The organism is Pantoea sp. E956-1, assembly GCF_982223955.1.
On record NZ_CEUYZP010000017.1, the window covers coordinates 1 to 17,648 of the forward strand.

At 54.8% G+C, this 17,648-nt stretch carries 14 protein-coding genes and 1 riboswitch; of the genes, 6 read left to right on the forward strand and 8 right to left on the reverse strand.

The features are described 5' to 3' along the window. Positions 1–470 precede the first annotated feature (470 nt). Both purH and purD read left to right on the forward strand, forming a co-directional pair. Entirely contained in the window at positions 471–2,060 is a 1,590-nt protein-coding gene (purH, locus tag AC0T7J_RS24585; protein WP_473798230.1) for a bifunctional phosphoribosylaminoimidazolecarboxamide formyltransferase/IMP cyclohydrolase, read from the forward strand. Between the two features lie 19 nt (positions 2,061–2,079). Next, a complete protein-coding gene (gene purD, locus AC0T7J_RS24590; RefSeq protein ID WP_473798233.1) occupies positions 2,080–3,360 on the forward strand; it encodes a phosphoribosylamine--glycine ligase in 1,281 nt (426 codons plus the stop codon). Positions 3,361–3,392: 32 nt separating this feature from the next. Here the strand turns inward: purD and AC0T7J_RS24595 are convergent, their stop codons facing one another. From AC0T7J_RS24595 to nudC, 6 genes are all read right to left on the reverse strand, one after another. Beyond that, positions 3,393–4,055 (reverse strand): DUF1481 domain-containing protein, encoded by a 663-nt coding sequence (locus AC0T7J_RS24595; protein ID WP_473798236.1) that lies wholly within the window; start codon positions 4,053–4,055, stop codon positions 3,393–3,395. Between the two features lie 69 nt (positions 4,056–4,124). Continuing rightward, on the reverse strand, positions 4,125–4,397 hold the full coding sequence (gene hupA / locus AC0T7J_RS24600) for a nucleoid-associated protein HU-alpha (RefSeq protein ID WP_003850136.1): 273 nt from the start codon (positions 4,395–4,397) through the stop codon (positions 4,125–4,127). A gap of 188 nt (positions 4,398–4,585) precedes the next feature. Continuing rightward, complete coding sequence (locus tag AC0T7J_RS24605) at positions 4,586–5,176, reverse strand: YjaG family protein (protein ID WP_010261070.1); 591 nt, start codon at positions 5,174–5,176, stop codon at positions 4,586–4,588. 63 nt (positions 5,177–5,239) lie between these two features. Beyond that, positions 5,240–5,908 (reverse strand): deoxyribonuclease V, encoded by a 669-nt coding sequence (gene nfi / locus AC0T7J_RS24610; protein WP_442799439.1) that lies wholly within the window; start codon positions 5,906–5,908, stop codon positions 5,240–5,242. 2 nt (positions 5,909–5,910) lie between these two features. After that, entirely contained in the window at positions 5,911–6,978 is a 1,068-nt protein-coding gene (gene hemE, locus AC0T7J_RS24615; protein ID WP_473798242.1) for a uroporphyrinogen decarboxylase, read from the reverse strand. Between the two features lie 40 nt (positions 6,979–7,018). Further along, a complete protein-coding gene (gene nudC, locus AC0T7J_RS24620; protein WP_473798244.1) occupies positions 7,019–7,789 on the reverse strand; it encodes an NAD(+) diphosphatase in 771 nt (256 codons plus the stop codon). Between the two features lie 89 nt (positions 7,790–7,878). On the opposite strand from nudC, the gene rsd reads away from it, so the two are divergent. From rsd to thiE, 3 genes are all read left to right on the forward strand, one after another. Next, positions 7,879–8,385: a sigma D regulator gene (gene rsd, locus AC0T7J_RS24625; RefSeq protein WP_473798247.1), complete on the forward strand. Its 507-nt coding sequence runs from the start codon at positions 7,879–7,881 to the stop codon at positions 8,383–8,385. A gap of 152 nt (positions 8,386–8,537) precedes the next feature. Next, a riboswitch (TPP riboswitch) is annotated at positions 8,538–8,638 on the forward strand. Between the two features lie 87 nt (positions 8,639–8,725). Next, complete coding sequence (gene thiC / locus AC0T7J_RS24630) at positions 8,726–10,648, forward strand: phosphomethylpyrimidine synthase ThiC (protein WP_473798249.1); 1,923 nt, start codon at positions 8,726–8,728, stop codon at positions 10,646–10,648. A gap of 2 nt (positions 10,649–10,650) precedes the next feature. Further along, the gene (thiE, locus tag AC0T7J_RS24635; protein WP_473798251.1) at positions 10,651–11,277 is read left to right on the forward strand and encodes a thiamine phosphate synthase; all 627 of its coding nucleotides are present in this window, start codon (positions 10,651–10,653) and stop codon (positions 11,275–11,277) included. Between the two features lie 194 nt (positions 11,278–11,471). On the opposite strand, the gene AC0T7J_RS24640 is transcribed toward thiE, so the two are convergent. After that, positions 11,472–12,926 carry an aminotransferase-like domain-containing protein gene (locus AC0T7J_RS24640; RefSeq protein ID WP_473798254.1) on the reverse strand — a complete coding sequence of 485 codons (1,455 nt, stop codon included), beginning with the start codon at positions 12,924–12,926 and terminating at the stop codon, positions 11,472–11,474. 174 nt (positions 12,927–13,100) lie between these two features. Here AC0T7J_RS24640 and AC0T7J_RS24645 point away from each other — a divergent pair, with 174 nt between their 5' ends. Then, the gene (locus AC0T7J_RS24645; protein ID WP_473798257.1) at positions 13,101–13,283 is read left to right on the forward strand and encodes a DUF1127 domain-containing protein; all 183 of its coding nucleotides are present in this window, start codon (positions 13,101–13,103) and stop codon (positions 13,281–13,283) included. Positions 13,284–13,338: 55 nt separating this feature from the next. Here the strand turns inward: AC0T7J_RS24645 and rpoC are convergent, their stop codons facing one another. Continuing rightward, positions 13,339–17,562: a DNA-directed RNA polymerase subunit beta' gene (gene rpoC / locus AC0T7J_RS24650; RefSeq protein ID WP_086906711.1), complete on the reverse strand. Its 4,224-nt coding sequence runs from the start codon at positions 17,560–17,562 to the stop codon at positions 13,339–13,341. Between the last annotated feature and the right edge of the window lie 86 nt (positions 17,563–17,648).

Consider the following 17,648-nt stretch of genomic DNA (forward strand, 5'->3'; position numbering starts at 1 on the left):
CAGCGCGAACAGTGCGTTAGCGTCCTGTCGCGAGGTGGCGTATATTACGCTTTCCTCCTGCAGAGTCAACCTCTATTTCAGAAGTTTTTCTCCGGCGGCGCAGTCTCCTGTGCCTCTCAACCCGCTTTCCGTTGCCGGTGTGCCGTGTTGATGGATGCGCATTATAGGGAGTTGTCTGAGAGGCGCAACCCATAAATTGCATAAAAAAGAGCGTTCGCTGCATTCCACAGCAAAAGCGGCTGTTATACGCAGTTACACACAATGTTATCCACATTAGTCGGGCCAGATAAATTTAGGCGAGCATCACGCAAACGTTTTCGCTACAATGCCGGGCGAAGTTACGGACACCCCTTTTCGGGGCGTTACCTGAGGTTTTTGATTTTTTCTTCCTATATAGAGAAGAGAAAACCGCTGTAAAGCCTGATGTAACGCTCTTATATACGCGAAACAAAGCCAAGGGATAAACCACCATGCAACAAACTCGTCCTGTTCGCCGCGCATTGCTCAGTGTCTCTGACAAAGCCGGTATCCTCGAATTTGCTCAGGCGCTCTCAAGTCGCGGTGTCGAACTGCTCTCTACAGGCGGAACAGCTCGCCTGCTGGCGGATGCGGGTCTGGCTGTCACAGAAGTCTCTGACTACACCGGTTTCCCGGAAATGATGGATGGACGCGTCAAAACTCTGCATCCGAAAGTGCATGGCGGCATTTTAGGTCGTCGCGGCCAGGATGATGCCATTATGGCGCAGCACGACATCAGCCCAATCGATATGGTGGTCGTTAACCTCTATCCCTTTGCACAGACCGTCGCCCGTGAAGGATGTTCACTGGAAGATGCAGTGGAAAATATCGACATCGGTGGCCCGACCATGGTGCGCTCTGCCGCCAAGAACCATAAGGATGTGGCAATCGTGGTCAGCAGTGGCGACTACGATGCCATCATTAGTGAAATGGATGCTAATGAAAATGCGCTGACGCTTGAGACCCGTTTCGATCTGGCGATCAAAGCCTTCGAACATACCGCCGCGTATGACAGCATGATCGCTAACTACTTCGGCACTCTGGTACCCGCCTATCATGGTGAACGTCATCATCCCGCCGGCCGCTTCCCGCGTACCCTCAATCTGAACTTCATTAAGAAGCAGGATATGCGCTACGGTGAAAACAGTCATCAGGATGCTGCCTTCTATATAGAAGAGAATATTACTGAAGCTTCAGTGGCGACCGCGCAGCAGGTTCAGGGTAAAGCGCTTTCCTATAACAATATTGCTGACACGGATGCCGCACTGGAATGTGTAAAAGAGTTCAGTGAACCCGCCTGCGTCATCGTCAAACATGCGAACCCTTGTGGCGTAGCGACCGGTGACTCTCTGCTGTCAGCCTATGAGCGTGCTTACCAGACCGATCCGACCTCCGCATTCGGCGGCATTATCGCCTTTAACCGCGAGCTGGATGAAGCAACTGCGCAGGCCATTATCAGCCGCCAGTTTGTTGAGGTGATTATCGCGCCAGCGGTTTCCGAGGCCGCGCTGAAAATTACCGCCGCGAAGCAGAATGTCCGTGTCCTGATCTGCGGCCAATGGCAAAACCGTACTGCCGCACTGGATTTCAAACGCGTCAACGGTGGTCTGCTGGTCCAGGATCGCGATCTCGGTATGGTCGATGCCAGCCAGCTGCGCGTGGTCAGCAAGCGTCAGCCAACGGAGCAGGAGCTGCGCGATGCGCTGTTCTGCTGGAAAGTGGCGAAATTCGTTAAGTCTAACGCCATTGTTTATGCACGCGACAACATGACCATCGGTATTGGTGCCGGACAGATGAGCCGTGTCTATTCCGCTAAGATTGCCGGCATTAAAGCAGCCGATGAAGGTCTGGAAGTAAAAGGATCAGCCATGGCGTCGGATGCATTCTTCCCGTTCCGCGATGGTATTGATGCCGCAGCCGCATCAGGCGTGAGTTGCGTCATCCAGCCTGGCGGCTCCATTCGCGATGAAGAGGTGATTGCGGCGGCTGATGAACACGGCATTGCCATGATCTTCACCGACATGCGCCACTTCCGCCATTAATCGTTCTGGAGAGTAACAGATGAAAATTTTAGTAATCGGCAATGGCGGACGTGAACATGCGCTGGCCTGGAAAGCAGTCCAGTCGCCGCTGGCGGAAACCGTGTTTGTCGCGCCGGGTAATGCGGGTACTGCATTAGAGCCTGCGCTGCAGAATGTCGCGATTAGTGCCACTGATGTCCCTGCCCTGCTTGAGTTCGCCCGGCGTGAAAAGATCGATCTGACGATTGTCGGACCCGAAGCGCCGCTGGTGATTGGCATCGTGGATGCCTTCCGTGAGGCCGGGCTGGCTATCTTCGGTCCGACGCAGGCCGCTGCACAACTGGAAGGCTCTAAAGCCTTCACCAAAGATTTTCTGGCACGTCACCAGATCCCCAGCGCGGAATACCAGAACTTCACCGAGGTTGAGCCCGCTCTGGCGTATCTGCGTGAAAAAGGCGCACCTATCGTCATCAAAGCCGACGGCCTGGCCGCAGGTAAAGGCGTGATTGTCGCGATGACGCTGCAGGAAGCTGAAGATGCGGTTCAGGATATGCTAGCCGGTAATGCCTTTGGCGATGCCGGTCACCGCATTGTGATTGAAGAGTTTCTGGATGGCGAAGAAGCCAGCTTCATCGTGATGGTAGACGGTGAGCATGTGCTGCCAATGGCCACCAGCCAGGATCACAAACGTGTCGGCGATGGCGACACCGGCCCGAACACCGGTGGAATGGGTGCCTACTCTCCGGCTCCGGTTGTCACCGATGAGATCCACCAGCGCGTTATGGATCAGGTTATCTGGCCGACCGTGCGCGGCATGGCGGCTGAAGGTAACGTCTATACCGGTTTTCTCTATGCTGGCCTGATGATCGACCACAGCGGGCAGCCGAAAGTGATCGAATTCAACTGCCGCTTCGGCGATCCGGAGACTCAGCCGATCATGCTGCGTCTGCAGTCAGATCTGGTCGATCTTTGCCTGGCCGCCTGTGAGGGTAAGCTGGATCAGAAAACGTCGCAATGGGATCCCCGCCCTGCGCTGGGTGTAGTCCTGGCGGCGGGCGGTTATCCGGGTGGCTACGCTCAGGGCGATCAGATTCACGGTCTGCCACTGGAAGAAGTTGCTGATGGCAAGGTATTCCACGCCGGAACACGGCTGGAAGAGGACCGGGTGCTGACAAACGGCGGCCGCGTGTTGTGCGTAACCGCGCTGGGCGATGATGTGGCTGCAGCACAAAAGCGGGCTTATGAGCTGACACAGCCGATCTCATGGCAGGGCAGCTTCTGTCGCCGCGATATCGGCTACCGCGCCATTAATCGCAAATAAGTTCAGGGGGCACCAGGTGCCCCCTTTTCAATTCACATCTCTTCTTCTGTCGGCTGCTGTGAGCAGTCATCCTGCAGACTGACCCGCAATAGCTGTATCCCTTCCGGCGCTTCAAGCCATGACACCATCAGCGGTGCCGATGCGCGGCGTTGCTGCTGTGTCAGCATTTGCAGAGCGTCAGCGTCAAAAGCGGGTCTGACCTGCTGGCCTTCGCAACTCTCCAGCACATTGTTTCCCAGCCAGTGTCCCTGTCTGAGGAACACCTGACCGCTTAATAGCGCGTCGCTAAGGTTACGCATCCGCTCGGCATCAAACTTATAGAGCTCAACCGCATCCGGACTGACCGCCTCACGCCGGCCTGAAAGCTGGCGCTGCATAAAGTTTAGACCACCAGCCTGGTCAAAGCGCAGGGTCACATCATCAGGCTGGTTGCCCTTCACCTGACGCTGAATGCTGATCAACGACTCTTCCAGCCAGACATAATCCGTCACTTCACCCTCACCGCCACTGAACGGCGTATAGAAGGTGCGAATATGAACCGACTGGTGGTCGCTGTTTTTACGCCAGATACGAACAACACCACGATCGGCAAGATAGCCACTGGCAGAAAAGGGGGGAATATCCGGAGTAGAGCTGCAACCGAAAAGAAACAGGGAGAGAAACAGAACAGATAAACGCTGAAACAGCGGGGTCATGATGGCTGGCCTCTTAAACAAAAGGGGCGAAACGCCCCCTGTTTTAAAGCTTAACCGCAGTGCGACGTCTTACTTAACGGCGTCTTTCAGCGCTTTACCAGACACGAATGCCGGTACATTTGCTGCAGCGATTTTGATCTCTTTGCCAGTCTGCGGGTTACGACCGGTACGCTCAGCGCGGTGGTTCACTTTAAAAGTACCAAAACCAACCAGTTGTACAGCATCACCATCTTTCAGAGACTCAGTGATCGCAGCCAGAGTAGATTCCAGCGCTGCCTTTGCCTGGGTTTTAGACAGGTCAGCTTTTTCTGCGATTACATCAATCAGTTGAGTCTTGTTCATAAGTTATCCTTAAAGTGTATTTATCGCTTGCTAAGCAACGAGTGCGAGGGAAAAGCCATATTCTGGCACTCTTCTGCCTGCACGCACCGATAGCCACAATTTTCAGCCCCCCAAATGTAGACCAGACAGGGGGCCAATGTGAAGCCTCCAGGCGCGCTAATTCGGGCCTGAAGTCACGTTTTATCGCCTTACTGCTGGAAATTTATACCGATGTTGCTAATTCCCGCTTCACGCAGGTCAGATCGCAGACCTTTAATCAATTCAAGGTCACGCTCTTCACACTCCGCCAGCAGGCGGAAAATCTCCCACTGAAGGTCCCACTCATCGATGATAGCCGGATTTTCACGCAGCTCTTCGTCGGTCATTTCGCGTCCAGCCTGGGTCATTTCCAGCATGGCGATAGTGGTAATTGAGGTCTCGCTGACTTCAATTGCATGCTCAAGAGTTTCACCGCTCAGCTGCGCATGTACGACTTCGCTTAATGCCACACAGGCATCGATAGCCGGATAAACGCCATAAACCTCAAACGCATCGCCATCCGGAATGGCGGCTTCGAGCTTTTCCAGCTGGCTGTCGAAGTTAATCTTCGCATCTTTGACCGTCAGGTTTTCCCAGATCAGATCAAGAATACGGCGATAGAGTGCCGGATCGGCAAATTCAGTCTGCTCGCAGAACGCGCGATAGTTGGGATACATGCGCTCGCACAGGCAGGCCATAAAAGTAAGGTGCTGCCAGCTTTCCAGCTTCGCCAGACGCAGATGAACGGGATTTTGTAACATAAAGGTGGCTCTTATTCGTTTCGCTGGCCGCAGTGTAACTGCAAAAGCGCAGCACAAACAGTGTTAAAGCGCGTTTTGCCAGCGCTGGAAAGCGGTTCGGTTCGAGGCAACCGCGTCGGCCCAGCGGGTCGGTTCCGGCAGCCGGTAACCACGCGTACAGTTTTCGACCCACTGCAGCGCGGTATCCAGGCTGACACGATGGCCGGTGGCGACAAACAGCGGATTACACCGTAGCTTGCTGCGCCATACCCAGCCTATCTGCTCACCTTTGTCGATCAGTGGCTGGCGACTGCCAGGCTGCGCATCCAGATCGTCAAAACGCCCACACAGGCGACTTTTGGCCACGCCAATGGTTGGCACATCGACCAGCAGGCCAAAATGCGACGCGACGCCCAGTCGTCTTGGATGCGAAATACCGTGTCCATCCACAAACAGCAGGTCCGGCTTTTGCTCCAGCATCTGCCAGGCGGCCATCAGCGCCGGATATTCACGGAATGAGAGAAAGCCCGGAATGTAGGGCATGGTGGTCTCAACGCGCGCGATGCGATGTTCCACCAGCTTTAACGAGGGATACTCCAGTATCACCATCGCCGCCCGCGTAACGGTACCTTCCTGCTCAAATCCAACGTCCGCTCCGCCAATAAAGCGGGGCGGCAATACGTCAAAATCATCTTCACGCACCACGTCAGCGGCGCGTTGTAACTGCTCAGCGCGAAGTGCGGCAATATCCATGATTACTCCTGATGCCAGGGACGTGATAAACGGTGTACCGCCTCAACAAAGACGCCCGCATTTTCCGGTGGGACATCCAGATGAATACCATGACCCAGATTGAAGACATGTCCGGTGCCCGAACCAAAGCGCTTCAGGATCCCAGCCACTTCCTGTTCGATACGCTCAGGAGCCGCATAGAGCATAGAAGGATCCATGTTGCCCTGCAGGGCAACTTTGTCGCCCACACGACGGCGTGCGTCATCAATATCGGTGGTCCAGTCGAGACCCAGCGCATCACAACCGGTGGCGGCCATCGCTTCCAGCCACTGCCCGCCGCCTTTGGTGAAAAGCGTCACCGGCACGCGACGACCGTCATTTTCACGCAGCAGGCCATCGACAATTTTGTGCATGTAATGAAGGGAAAATTCGCGGTAATCGCGACCGGTCAGCACGCCGCCCCAGGTATCAAAGACCATAACGGACTGCGCACCGGCGCGAATCTGAGCATTGAGATAGAGGATGACGCTGTCGGCCAGCTTATCCAGCATCGCGTGGAGCGTAGCGGGGTCGGCATACATCATCTTCTTAATTTTGGTAAACGCCTTGCTGCTCCCACCTTCCACCATGTAGGTGGCCAGCGTCCACGGACTGCCGGAGAAGCCAATCAGCGGCAGATCGCCGTTCAGGTTCTTACGGATGGTGCGGACAGCATTCATCACATAGCCCAGCTCCATTTCAGGATCGGGCACCGGTAAACGCTCGACGTCAGCGCGACAGGTCACAGGGTTAGAGAAACGCGGGCCTTCGCCGGTTTCAAAATAGAGACCCAGTCCCATCGCATCCGGAATGGTCAGGATATCACTGAAGAGGATGGCGGCATCCAGCGGATAACGGCGCAGCGGCTGCAGGGTGACTTCACAGGCCAGCTCGGCGTTTTTACACAGCGACATAAAGTCACCCGCCTGGGCGCGTGTCGCTTTGTATTCCGGCAAATAGCGCCCGGCTTGTCGCATCATCCAGACCGGTGTGACATCAACCGGCTGGCGTAACAGGGCACGCAAATAACGATCGTTCTTCAGTTCACTCATCTCAACACTCTCTCTATAACAGGCGTGTAGTGTAGCACTTTCACACTTCGGCGCGGCACAGGGCGACGGTATCTTCAATCAGGCGGCGCGCCACGGTGCCTGGCGGCGGCAGCAGAGGCAGGTCATCAAACCGGAACCAGGCCGCATCCAGCAGCTCTTTACCGTCGTGCTGCAGATCGCCGCTGTCATACTCCGCCATAAAGGCTGTCATCAGCGATTGCGGGAAGGGCCACGGCTGGGAGGTAACATAACGGACGTTTTTGACGCGAATATTGCTCTCTTCCATTACTTCGCGGGCAACGGCCTGCTCCAGCGTCTCGCCAACTTCCACAAAACCTGCCAGTACGGTGTAGATCTTGTTGCGATGGCGGGCATGATTCGCCAGCAGAATTTGATCGCCGCGACGGATAGCCACAATGATGCAGGGCGCGATCTGTGGATAGTAACGTTCACGGCAATGGCTGCAAAGACAGGCAAATTCATGCTTGCTGTGATGCATTTCATGGCCGCAATAGCCGCACCAGCGATGAGAACGGTAGAATTCCGCCAGTTGCACACCGCGACCCACCAGCTGAAACAGCGCCACATCCTGATCGATCAGCTGTCGTACAGAGAACATATCGGCAGAGCGCGGCTCACAAATCAGCCAGACTTTTTCGCCCTGCCACTCACCGATGGTCCGGGCTTTACTGCCGGTCAAACCAAATTTTTCGGCGCTTCCGTGGGGTAAATCACCTTGTGGCAACCAAAGTTTCTGTTCATGGCTGACAATCCACCATCCAGCGTCTACGCTTGAGATTTCGCATTGCATTTATTTCGTCATCCTTAGCGTCAAATCGCACGCTGAAGTCCTGATGTTAAGTGTGTAGATAAACAACTATAACTCACATGGAGTTAGATATGCTTAACCAGTTAGACGTCCTGGCTGAACGCGTAGGTGGCAGTAATGAACTGGTCGATTCGTGGCTTGAAGCCCGTCGTCAGCTACTGGTGACCTATTATCACCTGGTCGGACTTAAACCTAACAAAGAGGCGCTAACGCGTCTGGATGAGCAGGCTCTGGACAACTTCTGTCACGGCCTGGTCGATTATCTTTCTGCGGGTCATTTTAGTATCTATGAGCGCGTCATCAGTGAAATGAGCGGCGACAGCCCGCTGATTGCCGCCGCGCAGATCTATCCACCGCTGGAAGCCAATACTGAGCGTCTGATGCAGCTGTATGACGGTCATCTGCAGCAGGCGATCGATGACGAAAACTGCATGACCTTTCAGCAGGCGCTCTCCGAAGTGGGCGAAGTGCTGGAAGCACGCTTTACGCTGGAAGATAAGCTGATCCAGCTGGCATGGGATAACCAGCTTGCCCCCCCGCCGGTTGCCAATGACAGCCATATCGCGCGTCCGGCTTAAGGGTCATCGCTGGCAAAGGGGTTGAGATTATCCCTTAGCCCTTTTATGCTGAACAGGTTCTGAGGAGCGCGCTCCAAAGAACCTTTTTTATTTTTGCTTTGAAATATAAGGTTTTTACACCTGACTCTGTTATCAGAGGCCAGCGTAAAAACAGCTTCTTGTCGGAGTGCCCAGTTGGGCTGAGACCGTTAATTCGGGATCCGCGGAACCTGATCAGGTTAGAACCTGCGAAGGGAACAAGAGTAAAACTTCTCTGTATGCCAGCATGCTTACGCTGTCTATACGGTTACTCCTTCCGAACTCCGGACAAGCATCGTTCCCCCTTAACAGGAAGATTGCTATGTCTGACCAAAAGACAACCCGTCGTGAACAGCGTGCCCAGGCGCAGGAATTTATCGATTCCCTGCAAAGCGGCAGTGCATTTCCCCAGTCCCGCCGCATCTGGATTACCGGCAGCCGCGAGGATATTCGCGTTCCCATGCGTGAAATCGTGCTAAGCCCGACCCATATCGGCGGCAGCAAAGAACAGCCTCTCTATGAGCAAAACGAAGCGGTACCGGTCTATGACACGGCAGGTGCCTATGGCGATCCCGCGGCACAGATCGATGTTCATCGTGGTCTGGAAAAGCTGCGCGCCCGCTGGATTGCTGAGCGCGACGATAGCGAATTTCTCGAACAGAACAGCTCGGGCTATACCCAGCAGCGGCTGGCTGACGAAGGGCTGGATCAGCTGCGCTTCGATCAACTCCCGACACCGCGCCGTGCCCGCACAGGCTGCCGCGTCACGCAATTGCACTATGCCCGCCAGGGGATCATCACTCCGGAGATGGAATTTATCGCCCTGCGGGAAAACATGGGCCGTGAGCGAATCCACAGTGAGGTATTGCTGCAACAGCATCCCGGCCACAGTTTTGGCGCACATCTGCCAGCCAGTATCACGCCCGAGTTTGTGCGTCAGGAGGTCGCTGCCGGGCGCGCCATCATCCCTGCCAATATCAATCATCCTGAATCGGAGCCGATGATCATTGGCCGCAACTTTCTGGTTAAGGTCAACGCCAACATCGGTAACTCGGCGGTGACCTCTTCTATTGAGGAAGAGGTGGAAAAACTGGTGTGGTCGACTCGCTGGGGTGCCGATACGGTGATGGATCTCTCTACCGGTCGTTATATTCATGAAACGCGCGAATGGATTTTGCGAAACAGCCCGGTGCCAATCGGTACAGTGCCGATTTACCAGGCGCTGGAAAAAGTGAATGGCGTGGCCGAGGCGCTGAACTGGGAAATATTCCGCGATACGCTGCTTGAGCAGGCGGAACAGGGTGTCGATTACTTCACTATCCACGCTGGCGTGCTGCTGCGTTATGTCCCGATGACGGCGAAACGTCTGACCGGGATTGTATCGCGGGGTGGATCTATCATGGCGAAATGGTGCCTGTCGCATCATCAGGAGAGCTTCCTGTACCAGCACTTCCGGGAGATTTGTGAAATCTGCGCCGCTTATGATGTCTCCCTGTCGCTGGGCGATGGCCTGCGTCCGGGTTCCATTCAGGATGCCAACGATGAGGCGCAGTTTGCCGAACTGCGTACCCTGGGCGAACTGACCCGTATTGCCTGGGAATATGACGTTCAGGTCATGATTGAAGGCCCGGGGCACGTCCCGATGCATATGATCCGCCGCAACATGACCGAACAGCTCGACCTGTGCGATGAAGCCCCCTTTTACACTCTTGGCCCGCTGACCACCGACATCGCGCCCGGCTATGATCATTTCACCTCAGGTATCGGTGCTGCCATGATTGGCTGGTTTGGTTGCGCCATGTTGTGTTACGTCACGCCCAAAGAGCATCTGGGTCTGCCGAACAAAGAGGATGTGAAGCAGGGATTGATCACCTACAAAATCGCGGCGCATGCCGCCGATCTGGCGAAAGGCCATCCGGGAGCGCAGATCCGTGATAACGCTATGTCCAAAGCGCGCTTTGAATTCCGCTGGGAAGATCAGTTTAATCTGGCGCTGGATCCTCATACGGCGCGGGCAATGCATGACGAGACCCTTCCGCAGGAGTCGGGCAAAGTGGCCCATTTTTGCTCGATGTGCGGGCCTAAGTTCTGCTCAATGAAAATTTCCCAGGAGGTGCGTGAGTTTGCTGCACGTCAGGATACACGCGCCGAGCCCGTTGAAGTGGGCATGGCGCAAATGTCAGACCGTTTTCGTCGTCGCGGCGGTGAGCTTTATCACTCCGCCGATGCCACTAAGGAGGAGTAACGATGCCCGCATTTCCCGCTACCGCCCCACGCCTGGGGCTTTATCCGGTGGTTGATAGCCCGGAGTGGATTGAACGCCTGCTGGAGATAGGCGTTCGCACACTGCAGTTGCGCATAAAAGACCAGCCTGATGAGGTCGCCGAGCCCGCCATCGCTCAGGCGATTGCGCTGGGTAAACACTATGACGCGCGCCTGTTTATCAATGACTACTGGCAGCTGGCGATAAAACATCAGGCTTATGGCGTGCATCTGGGTCAGGAGGATCTCGATGTCGCCGATCTTGCCCGTATTCATCAGGCAGGATTGCGTCTGGGACTCTCCACCCATGATGATGCTGAACTGGATCGCGCACTGGCAATCCAGCCCTCTTACATCGCACTTGGACATATTTTCCCGACGCAGACTAAAGAGATGCCTTCTGCGCCTCAGGGTATTGAGCAGCTGAAGCGGCATCTGACACGCCTGACGCATATTCCCACCGTGGCGATTGGCGGTATATCGATTGCACGCGCACCTGACGTGCTGGCAACCGGCGTAGGGAGTATTGCGGTGGTGAGTGCGATTACCCAGGCAGATGACTGGCGTGAAGCAACGCGTACCCTTCTGTCGCTGGCAGAGCCTCACACATAAGGATTTGTGGAACCTGTCGCGCATAGCGGCAGCAAAACCGGTCAACGCCAGCGTTCTTCCGGGAAAGCGGCGCGCAAAAGCGTATGTTGCCGCTGGCGTGCTTTGATCCAACACCTTAACGTGGCCTCCGTCAGGTTAAGGTTATCTGACCAGGGCCGGTTCCCTCCTCTTGCCGGCCCTGCTTTTTCTTTCCGCTATGCGAGAGTTGAAGCTGAAATCTGCGTTTCATGCTGGCACGAGAGCATAGCGCGTTCGACGGCTGCACCCACCAGCGCCAGCGCCTGTTCAGTCTGCTCGTTGATCGGCAGCCCGTAGTTTAAGCGCAGACAGTTACGGTATTTACCCGAGGCCGAAAAGAGTGAGCCTACGGCTATCTGAATTTTTGATTCGCGCAATTCGCGGTTAAGACGGACCGCATCAAATGCTTCGGGTAATTCTATCCACATCAGAAAACCGCCCTGAGGACGGGAAACGCAGATGCCGCAGGGAAAATAGTGGCGCACCCAGCAGCTAAAGGTTTCATAATTACGATGATAGATTTGCCGCATCCGGCGCAGATGGGGCTGATAATGGCCCTGGCGTATAAACTCGGAAACCGCATACTGAGGCTGTGTGGCAGTGGAACCTGTGACGATATATTTCATGTGCAGTACACGGTCGCGATAGCGGCCGGGTGCAACCCAGCCGACGCGCAAACCTGGTGCCAGCGTTTTGGAAAAGGAGCTGCACAGCAGAACCCGACCATCGAGATCCAGCGCTTTAATGGTGGTTGGGCGGGGATATTCCCAGGCTAACTCACCATAAACATCATCTTCAATGACCGCCGCGTCAAATCGCTGCGCCAGTGCCAGCAATGCCCGCTTACGCGGCTCAGGCATGATAAATCCCAGCGGATTATTACAGTTCGGCACAACAACGACTGCTTTAATCGGCCATTGATCAAACGCCAGTTCCAGCGCTTCCAGGCTGATGCCGGTTACCGCATCGGTCGGGATCTCAATGGCACGAATGCCAAATCCGCGCAGGGTTTGCATGATGCCGTGAAACGAAGGCGACTCAACGGCAATGATATCGCCCGGTTCGCAGACCGCGCGCACGGCTACCGATAACGCTTCATGGCAGCCGGTGGTAATAACGATATCATCGGCGGTGAGCTGACAACCGCTATCTATCGCCAGCCGTGCAACCTGTTGCCGCAGCGCGAGAACACCATAGAGGTTGTCATAATTGAGCAGCGCGATGTCCTGCTTCTGTGCCTGTCGGCTGAAGGCTTTCCACAGCGGCTTAAGCGTCGGCTGGGTCAGATCCGGCATGCCGCTGCCAAGTTGCAACACATCATCTTCCAGACGGCTGTTAATTAGCTCCAGCACTGCATCCCACTGCGTTACTTCAACCGGACGCTGTGCGGGACGGGTCAGGGCAGGCATCGGCGGCGTCGCTTTGCGCGAAGCGACAAAATAGCCGGAGCGCGACTGCGGCGTAATCATCTGCTTCTCTTCCAGCAGATGATAAGCCTGCTGTACGGTACTGATACTGACGCCATGTTCGGTACTCAGACTGCGTACCGAGGGCAGGCGCTCACCGCTGCGATATAAACCTTGTTCGATACGCTGAGCCAGTAGCGTGGCCAGATGTTCATATCGCGTCATTGTATTTCCTCTGACTCAAAATCTGAGCATTAACCGGTACAGTTATGCCTCTTTTTTACCATTCAGATCGCCATTTCCGCAATCTGTATGTTAAATAAAGGTTATTTTTGCGTCTGTATCATACAGAGCGATCCACTGAAAATAGTCCTCAGACAATTCACTGAGGGCACTATCATGGGATACGACGAGAATCGCGCAGCTAAACCGTTTACAGGCACGCCTTACCAGCTGGTTCGCTATCTTTGGCGCAGTTATAAACGCTGGCAGCTGAGGCGTGAGACGCGCATCATTCTGTCGAAGCTGAGTGACAGTCAGCTGAAAGACATTGGCCTTGGCCGCAACGACTGGAATGCCTGAATCAGAGACAAAAAAAAACCCTGCCGAGGCAGGGTTTTTATCAGGCAAAGGACGATTAATCGTCTTTGTTGCCGCCAAGACCGGCGTTCAACAGTTCAGCCAGGCTGGCTGAGGCTTCATCCGCAGTAACCTGCGGTGCAACCGGAACTTCACCTGCCGCTTTGCGGCGCATACGATCCTGATGGTACGCATAACCGGTACCGGCCGGGATCAGACGACCCACGATTACGTTCTCTTTCAGGCCGCGCAGTTCATCGCGCTTACCTGCTACTGCTGCTTCGGTCAGGACACGCGTGGTTTCCTGGAACGATGCTGCAGAGATGAACGATTCGGTAGCCAGTGACGCTTTGGTAATACCCAGCAGGTCACGCATGAAGGTTGCGCCAACTTTTCCGTTCGCTTCCAGATCACGGTTAGAGATCTTGATGCGAGAGAATTCAGCCTGCTCACCTTCCAGGAAGTCTGCACTTCCTGCGCTCACGATGGTTGCTTTACGCAGCATCTGACGAACGATGACTTCGATGTGCTTATCGTTAATCTTAACGCCTTGCAGACGGTAAACTTCCTGCACTTCGTTAGTGATGTAACGGGTCACCGCATGCACGCCACGCAAGCGCAGGATGTCATGTGGAGACTCTGGGCCATCGGAAACCACGTCACCGCGCTCAACACGTTCACCTTCGAACACGTTCAGCTGACGCCATTTCGGAATCATCTCTTCGTACGGCTCACTGCCATCCAGCGGAGTGATGACCAGACGACGCTTACCTTTAGTCTCTTTACCGAAGGAGATGATGCCGCTGATCTCTGCCAGAATAGCTGGCTCTTTCGGACGACGCGCTTCGAACAGGTCAGCAACGCGTGGCAGACCACCGGTAATATCCTTGGTACCGCCAGATTCCTGCGGAACACGCGCCAGCGTGTCACCAGCACTGATCTTCACGCCATCTTCCAGCTGAACAATCGCTTTACCGGGCAGGAAGTACTGAGCCGGCATGTCGGTGCCCGGGATCAGAACGTCGTTGCCGTTGGCATCAACAATTTTCAGCGCAGGACGCAGATCTTTACCGCCCGCAGTACGTTCAGCGCTGTCCAGAACCACCAGCGAAGAAAGACCGGTTAAGTCATCTGTCTGACGGGTAATGGTCTGGCCATCAACCATGTCCGTGAAGCGAATGAAACCGCCCACTTCGGTGATGACTGGCATGGTATGCGGATCCCAGTTTGCGACGGTTTCGCCCGCTGCAACCTGCTCACCATCACCTTTCGCCATGGTAGAACCATAAGGAACTTTATAGCTCTCTTTGGTACGACCAAATTCGTCGATCATTTTCAGTTCAACGTTACGCGAGGTGATCACCAGCTTGCCTGCCGAGTTCGTTACCGACTTGGCGTTGGTCAGCTTGATGGTACCTTTGTTCTTCACCTGAATGCTGGATTCAGCAGCCGCACGTGATGCCGCACCACCGATGTGGAACGTACGCATCGTCAGCTGTGTACCTGGCTCACCGATGGACTGTGCCGCGATAACACCGATCGCTTCACCTTTGTTGATGATGTGACCACGTGCCAGGTCGCGACCATAGCAATGCGCACACACACCAAAGTCGGTTTCACAACCTACTACTGAGCGGACTTTCAGGCTATCGACTGAGTTCAGTTCCAGCACGTCACACCAGTGCTCATCGAGCAGCGTGTTGCGTGGAACCAGAATGTCAGCCGTACCCGGCTTCAGAACGTCTTCAGCAGTCACACGACCCAGTACACGTTCACGCAGTGGCTCTTTAACATCGCCACCTTCGATGACAGGCGTCATCATGATGCCTTCGTGTGTACCACAGTCATCTTCGGTAACAACCAGATCCTGTGCAACGTCAACCAGACGACGCGTCAGATAACCGGAGTTCGCCGTTTTCAGTGCGGTATCCGCCAGACCTTTACGTGCACCGTGGGTTGAGATGAAGTACTGAAGTACGTTCAACCCTTCACGGAAGTTCGCCGTGATTGGTGTTTCGATGATGGAGCCATCTGGCTTCGCCATCAGACCACGCATACCGGCCAGCTGACGAATCTGTGCAGCAGAACCACGCGCACCGGAGTCAGCCATCATAAAGATGCTGTTAAAGGAAACCTGTCGCTCTTCTACGCCGTCACGGTTAATAACGGTTTCGGTTGAGAGGTTTTCCATCATCGCCTTGGCAACACGTTCGTTGGCCGCTGCCCAGATATCGATGACTTTGTTGTAACGTTCGCCTGCGGTTACCAGACCAGACTGGAACTGCTCCTGGATCTCAGCCACTTCTGCTTCCGCTTCAGTGATGATTTCCACTTTCTTCTCTGGAATAACCATGTCGTCGATGCCGACAGACGCGCCTGAACGGGCTGCGTAAGCGAAACCGGTGTACATGGTCTGGTCAGCAAAGATAACGGTCGGCTTCAGGCCCAGAATGCGGTAACAGGTGTTCAGCATTTTGGAGATGGCTTTTTTGCCCAGCGCCTGGTTAACGATGGAGAAAGGCAGACCTTTTGGCACGATCATCCACAGGATGGCACGGCCAATAGTGGTGTCGATGATGCTGGTTTTAGCAACCCACTCATCCTGCTCATTTTTCTCGTGTTCGGTGATACGCACCTTAACGCGAGCATGCAGCGATGCGAGGCCAGCGCGATAAATACGCTCAGCTTCTTTCGGGCCAGTCAGCACCATGCCTTCGCCTTTGGCGTTAACACAGTCGCGGGTCATGTAGTACAGACCCAGTACAACGTCCTGAGAAGGAACGATGATTGGCTCGCCGTTCGCAGGTGACAGGATGTTGTTGGTCGACATCATCAGCGCACGCGCTTCCAGCTGGGCTTCCAGCGTCAGCGGTACGTGAACAGCCATCTGGTCACCATCGAAGTCGGCGTTGTATGCCGCACAAACCAGCGGGTGCAGCTGGATCGCTTTACCTTCGATCAGAACCGGTTCAAAGGCCTGAATACCCAGACGGTGCAGCGTAGGCGCACGGTTCAGCAGAACCGGGTGCTCACGGATTACTTCGTCGAGGATATCCCAGACAACCGCTTCTTCGCGCTCAACCATTTTCTTCGCGGCTTTGATGGTGGTGGCCAGGCCACGCAGTTCCAGCTTGCCGTAAATGAACGGTTTGAACAGTTCGAGTGCCATTTTCTTCGGCAGACCGCACTGATGCAAACGCAGGTATGGACCTACGGTGATAACCGAACGACCAGAATAGTCGACACGTTTACCCAGCAGGTTCTGACGGAAACGACCCTGCTTACCTTTGATCATGTCAGCCAGTGATTTCAGCGGACGCTTGTTGGAACCGGTGATCGCACGACCGCGACGACCGTTGTCCAGCAGTGCATCGACCGCTTCCTGTAACATACGCTTTTCGTTGCGCACGATGATATCTGGCGCAGCCAGATCCAGCAGGCGTTTCAGACGGTTGTTACGGTTGATCACGCGACGATAGAGATCGTTCAGATCCGACGTTGCGAAACGGCCACCATCCAGCGGTACCAGCGGACGCAGATCCGGTGGCAGAACAGGCAGCACGGTCAGGATCATCCACTCTGGCTTGTTGCCAGACTGCACGAACGCTTCCAGCAGCTTGATGCGCTTGGTCAGTTTTTTACGTTTGGTTTCGGAGTTAGTTTCGTTCAGCTCTTCACGCAGCTGCTCGCACTCCTGCTCCAGATCCATGTTTTTCAACAGGGCCTGGATCGCTTCGGCGCCCATTTTGGCGTCGAACTCGTCACCGAACTCTTCCAGAGCGTCAAGGTACTGCTCTTCAGTCAGAATCTGACGCTTCTCGAGGTTGGTCATGCCACCTTCGATTACCACGTAAGATTCAAAATAGAGCACGCGTTCGATGTCACGCAGTGGCATATCCAGCAGTAAGCCGATACGCGATGGCAGTGACTTCAGGAACCAGATATGCGCAGTCGGCGACGCCAGTTCGATGTGGCCCATACGCTCACGGCGTACTTTAGTCTGGGTCACTTCAACGCCGCACTTCTCACAAATCACACCACGGTGTTTCAGGCGCTTGTATTTGCCGCACAGGCACTCATAGTCTTTTACCGGCCCGAAGATACGGGCACAGAACAGACCATCGCGCTCTGGCTTAAAAGTACGGTAGTTAATGGTTTCTGGCTTTTTCACTTCACCAAAAGACCAGGAACGGATCATGTCTGGCGAAGCCAGCGCAATTTTGATCGCATCAAACTCTTCGGTCTTAGTTTGCGCTTTCAGAAACTTAAGTAAGTCTTTCACGGATTAGCTCCCGTCGGAGTGAGACTCAGAGGGCGTCCAACCGAAATTGAACGCCCCGTAACCAGTACAATTGCGAGCGCTTTAAA

What these genes read in the sequence shown, in the direction of transcription:
- purH (WP_473798230.1), top strand. Translation starts at nt 471, where the DNA reads ATGCAACAAACTCGTCCTGTTCGCCGCGCATTGCTCAGTGTCTCTGAC.
- purD (WP_473798233.1), top strand. Translation starts at nt 2,080, where the DNA reads ATGAAAATTTTAGTAATCGGCAATGGCGGACGTGAACATGCGCTGGCC.
- AC0T7J_RS24595 (WP_473798236.1), bottom strand. Translation starts at nt 4,055, where the DNA reads ATGACCCCGCTGTTTCAGCGTTTATCTGTTCTGTTTCTCTCCCTGTTT.
- hupA (WP_003850136.1), bottom strand. Translation starts at nt 4,397, where the DNA reads ATGAACAAGACTCAACTGATTGATGTAATCGCAGAAAAAGCTGACCTG.
- AC0T7J_RS24605 (WP_010261070.1), bottom strand. Translation starts at nt 5,176, where the DNA reads ATGTTACAAAATCCCGTTCATCTGCGTCTGGCGAAGCTGGAAAGCTGG.
- nfi (WP_442799439.1), bottom strand. Translation starts at nt 5,908, where the DNA reads ATGGATATTGCCGCACTTCGCGCTGAGCAGTTACAACGCGCCGCTGAC.
- hemE (WP_473798242.1), bottom strand. Translation starts at nt 6,978, where the DNA reads ATGAGTGAACTGAAGAACGATCGTTATTTGCGTGCCCTGTTACGCCAG.
- nudC (WP_473798244.1), bottom strand. Translation starts at nt 7,789, where the DNA reads ATGCAATGCGAAATCTCAAGCGTAGACGCTGGATGGTGGATTGTCAGC.
- rsd (WP_473798247.1), top strand. Translation starts at nt 7,879, where the DNA reads ATGCTTAACCAGTTAGACGTCCTGGCTGAACGCGTAGGTGGCAGTAAT.
- thiC (WP_473798249.1), top strand. Translation starts at nt 8,726, where the DNA reads ATGTCTGACCAAAAGACAACCCGTCGTGAACAGCGTGCCCAGGCGCAG.
- thiE (WP_473798251.1), top strand. Translation starts at nt 10,651, where the DNA reads ATGCCCGCATTTCCCGCTACCGCCCCACGCCTGGGGCTTTATCCGGTG.
- AC0T7J_RS24640 (WP_473798254.1), bottom strand. Translation starts at nt 12,926, where the DNA reads ATGACGCGATATGAACATCTGGCCACGCTACTGGCTCAGCGTATCGAA.
- AC0T7J_RS24645 (WP_473798257.1), top strand. Translation starts at nt 13,101, where the DNA reads ATGGGATACGACGAGAATCGCGCAGCTAAACCGTTTACAGGCACGCCT.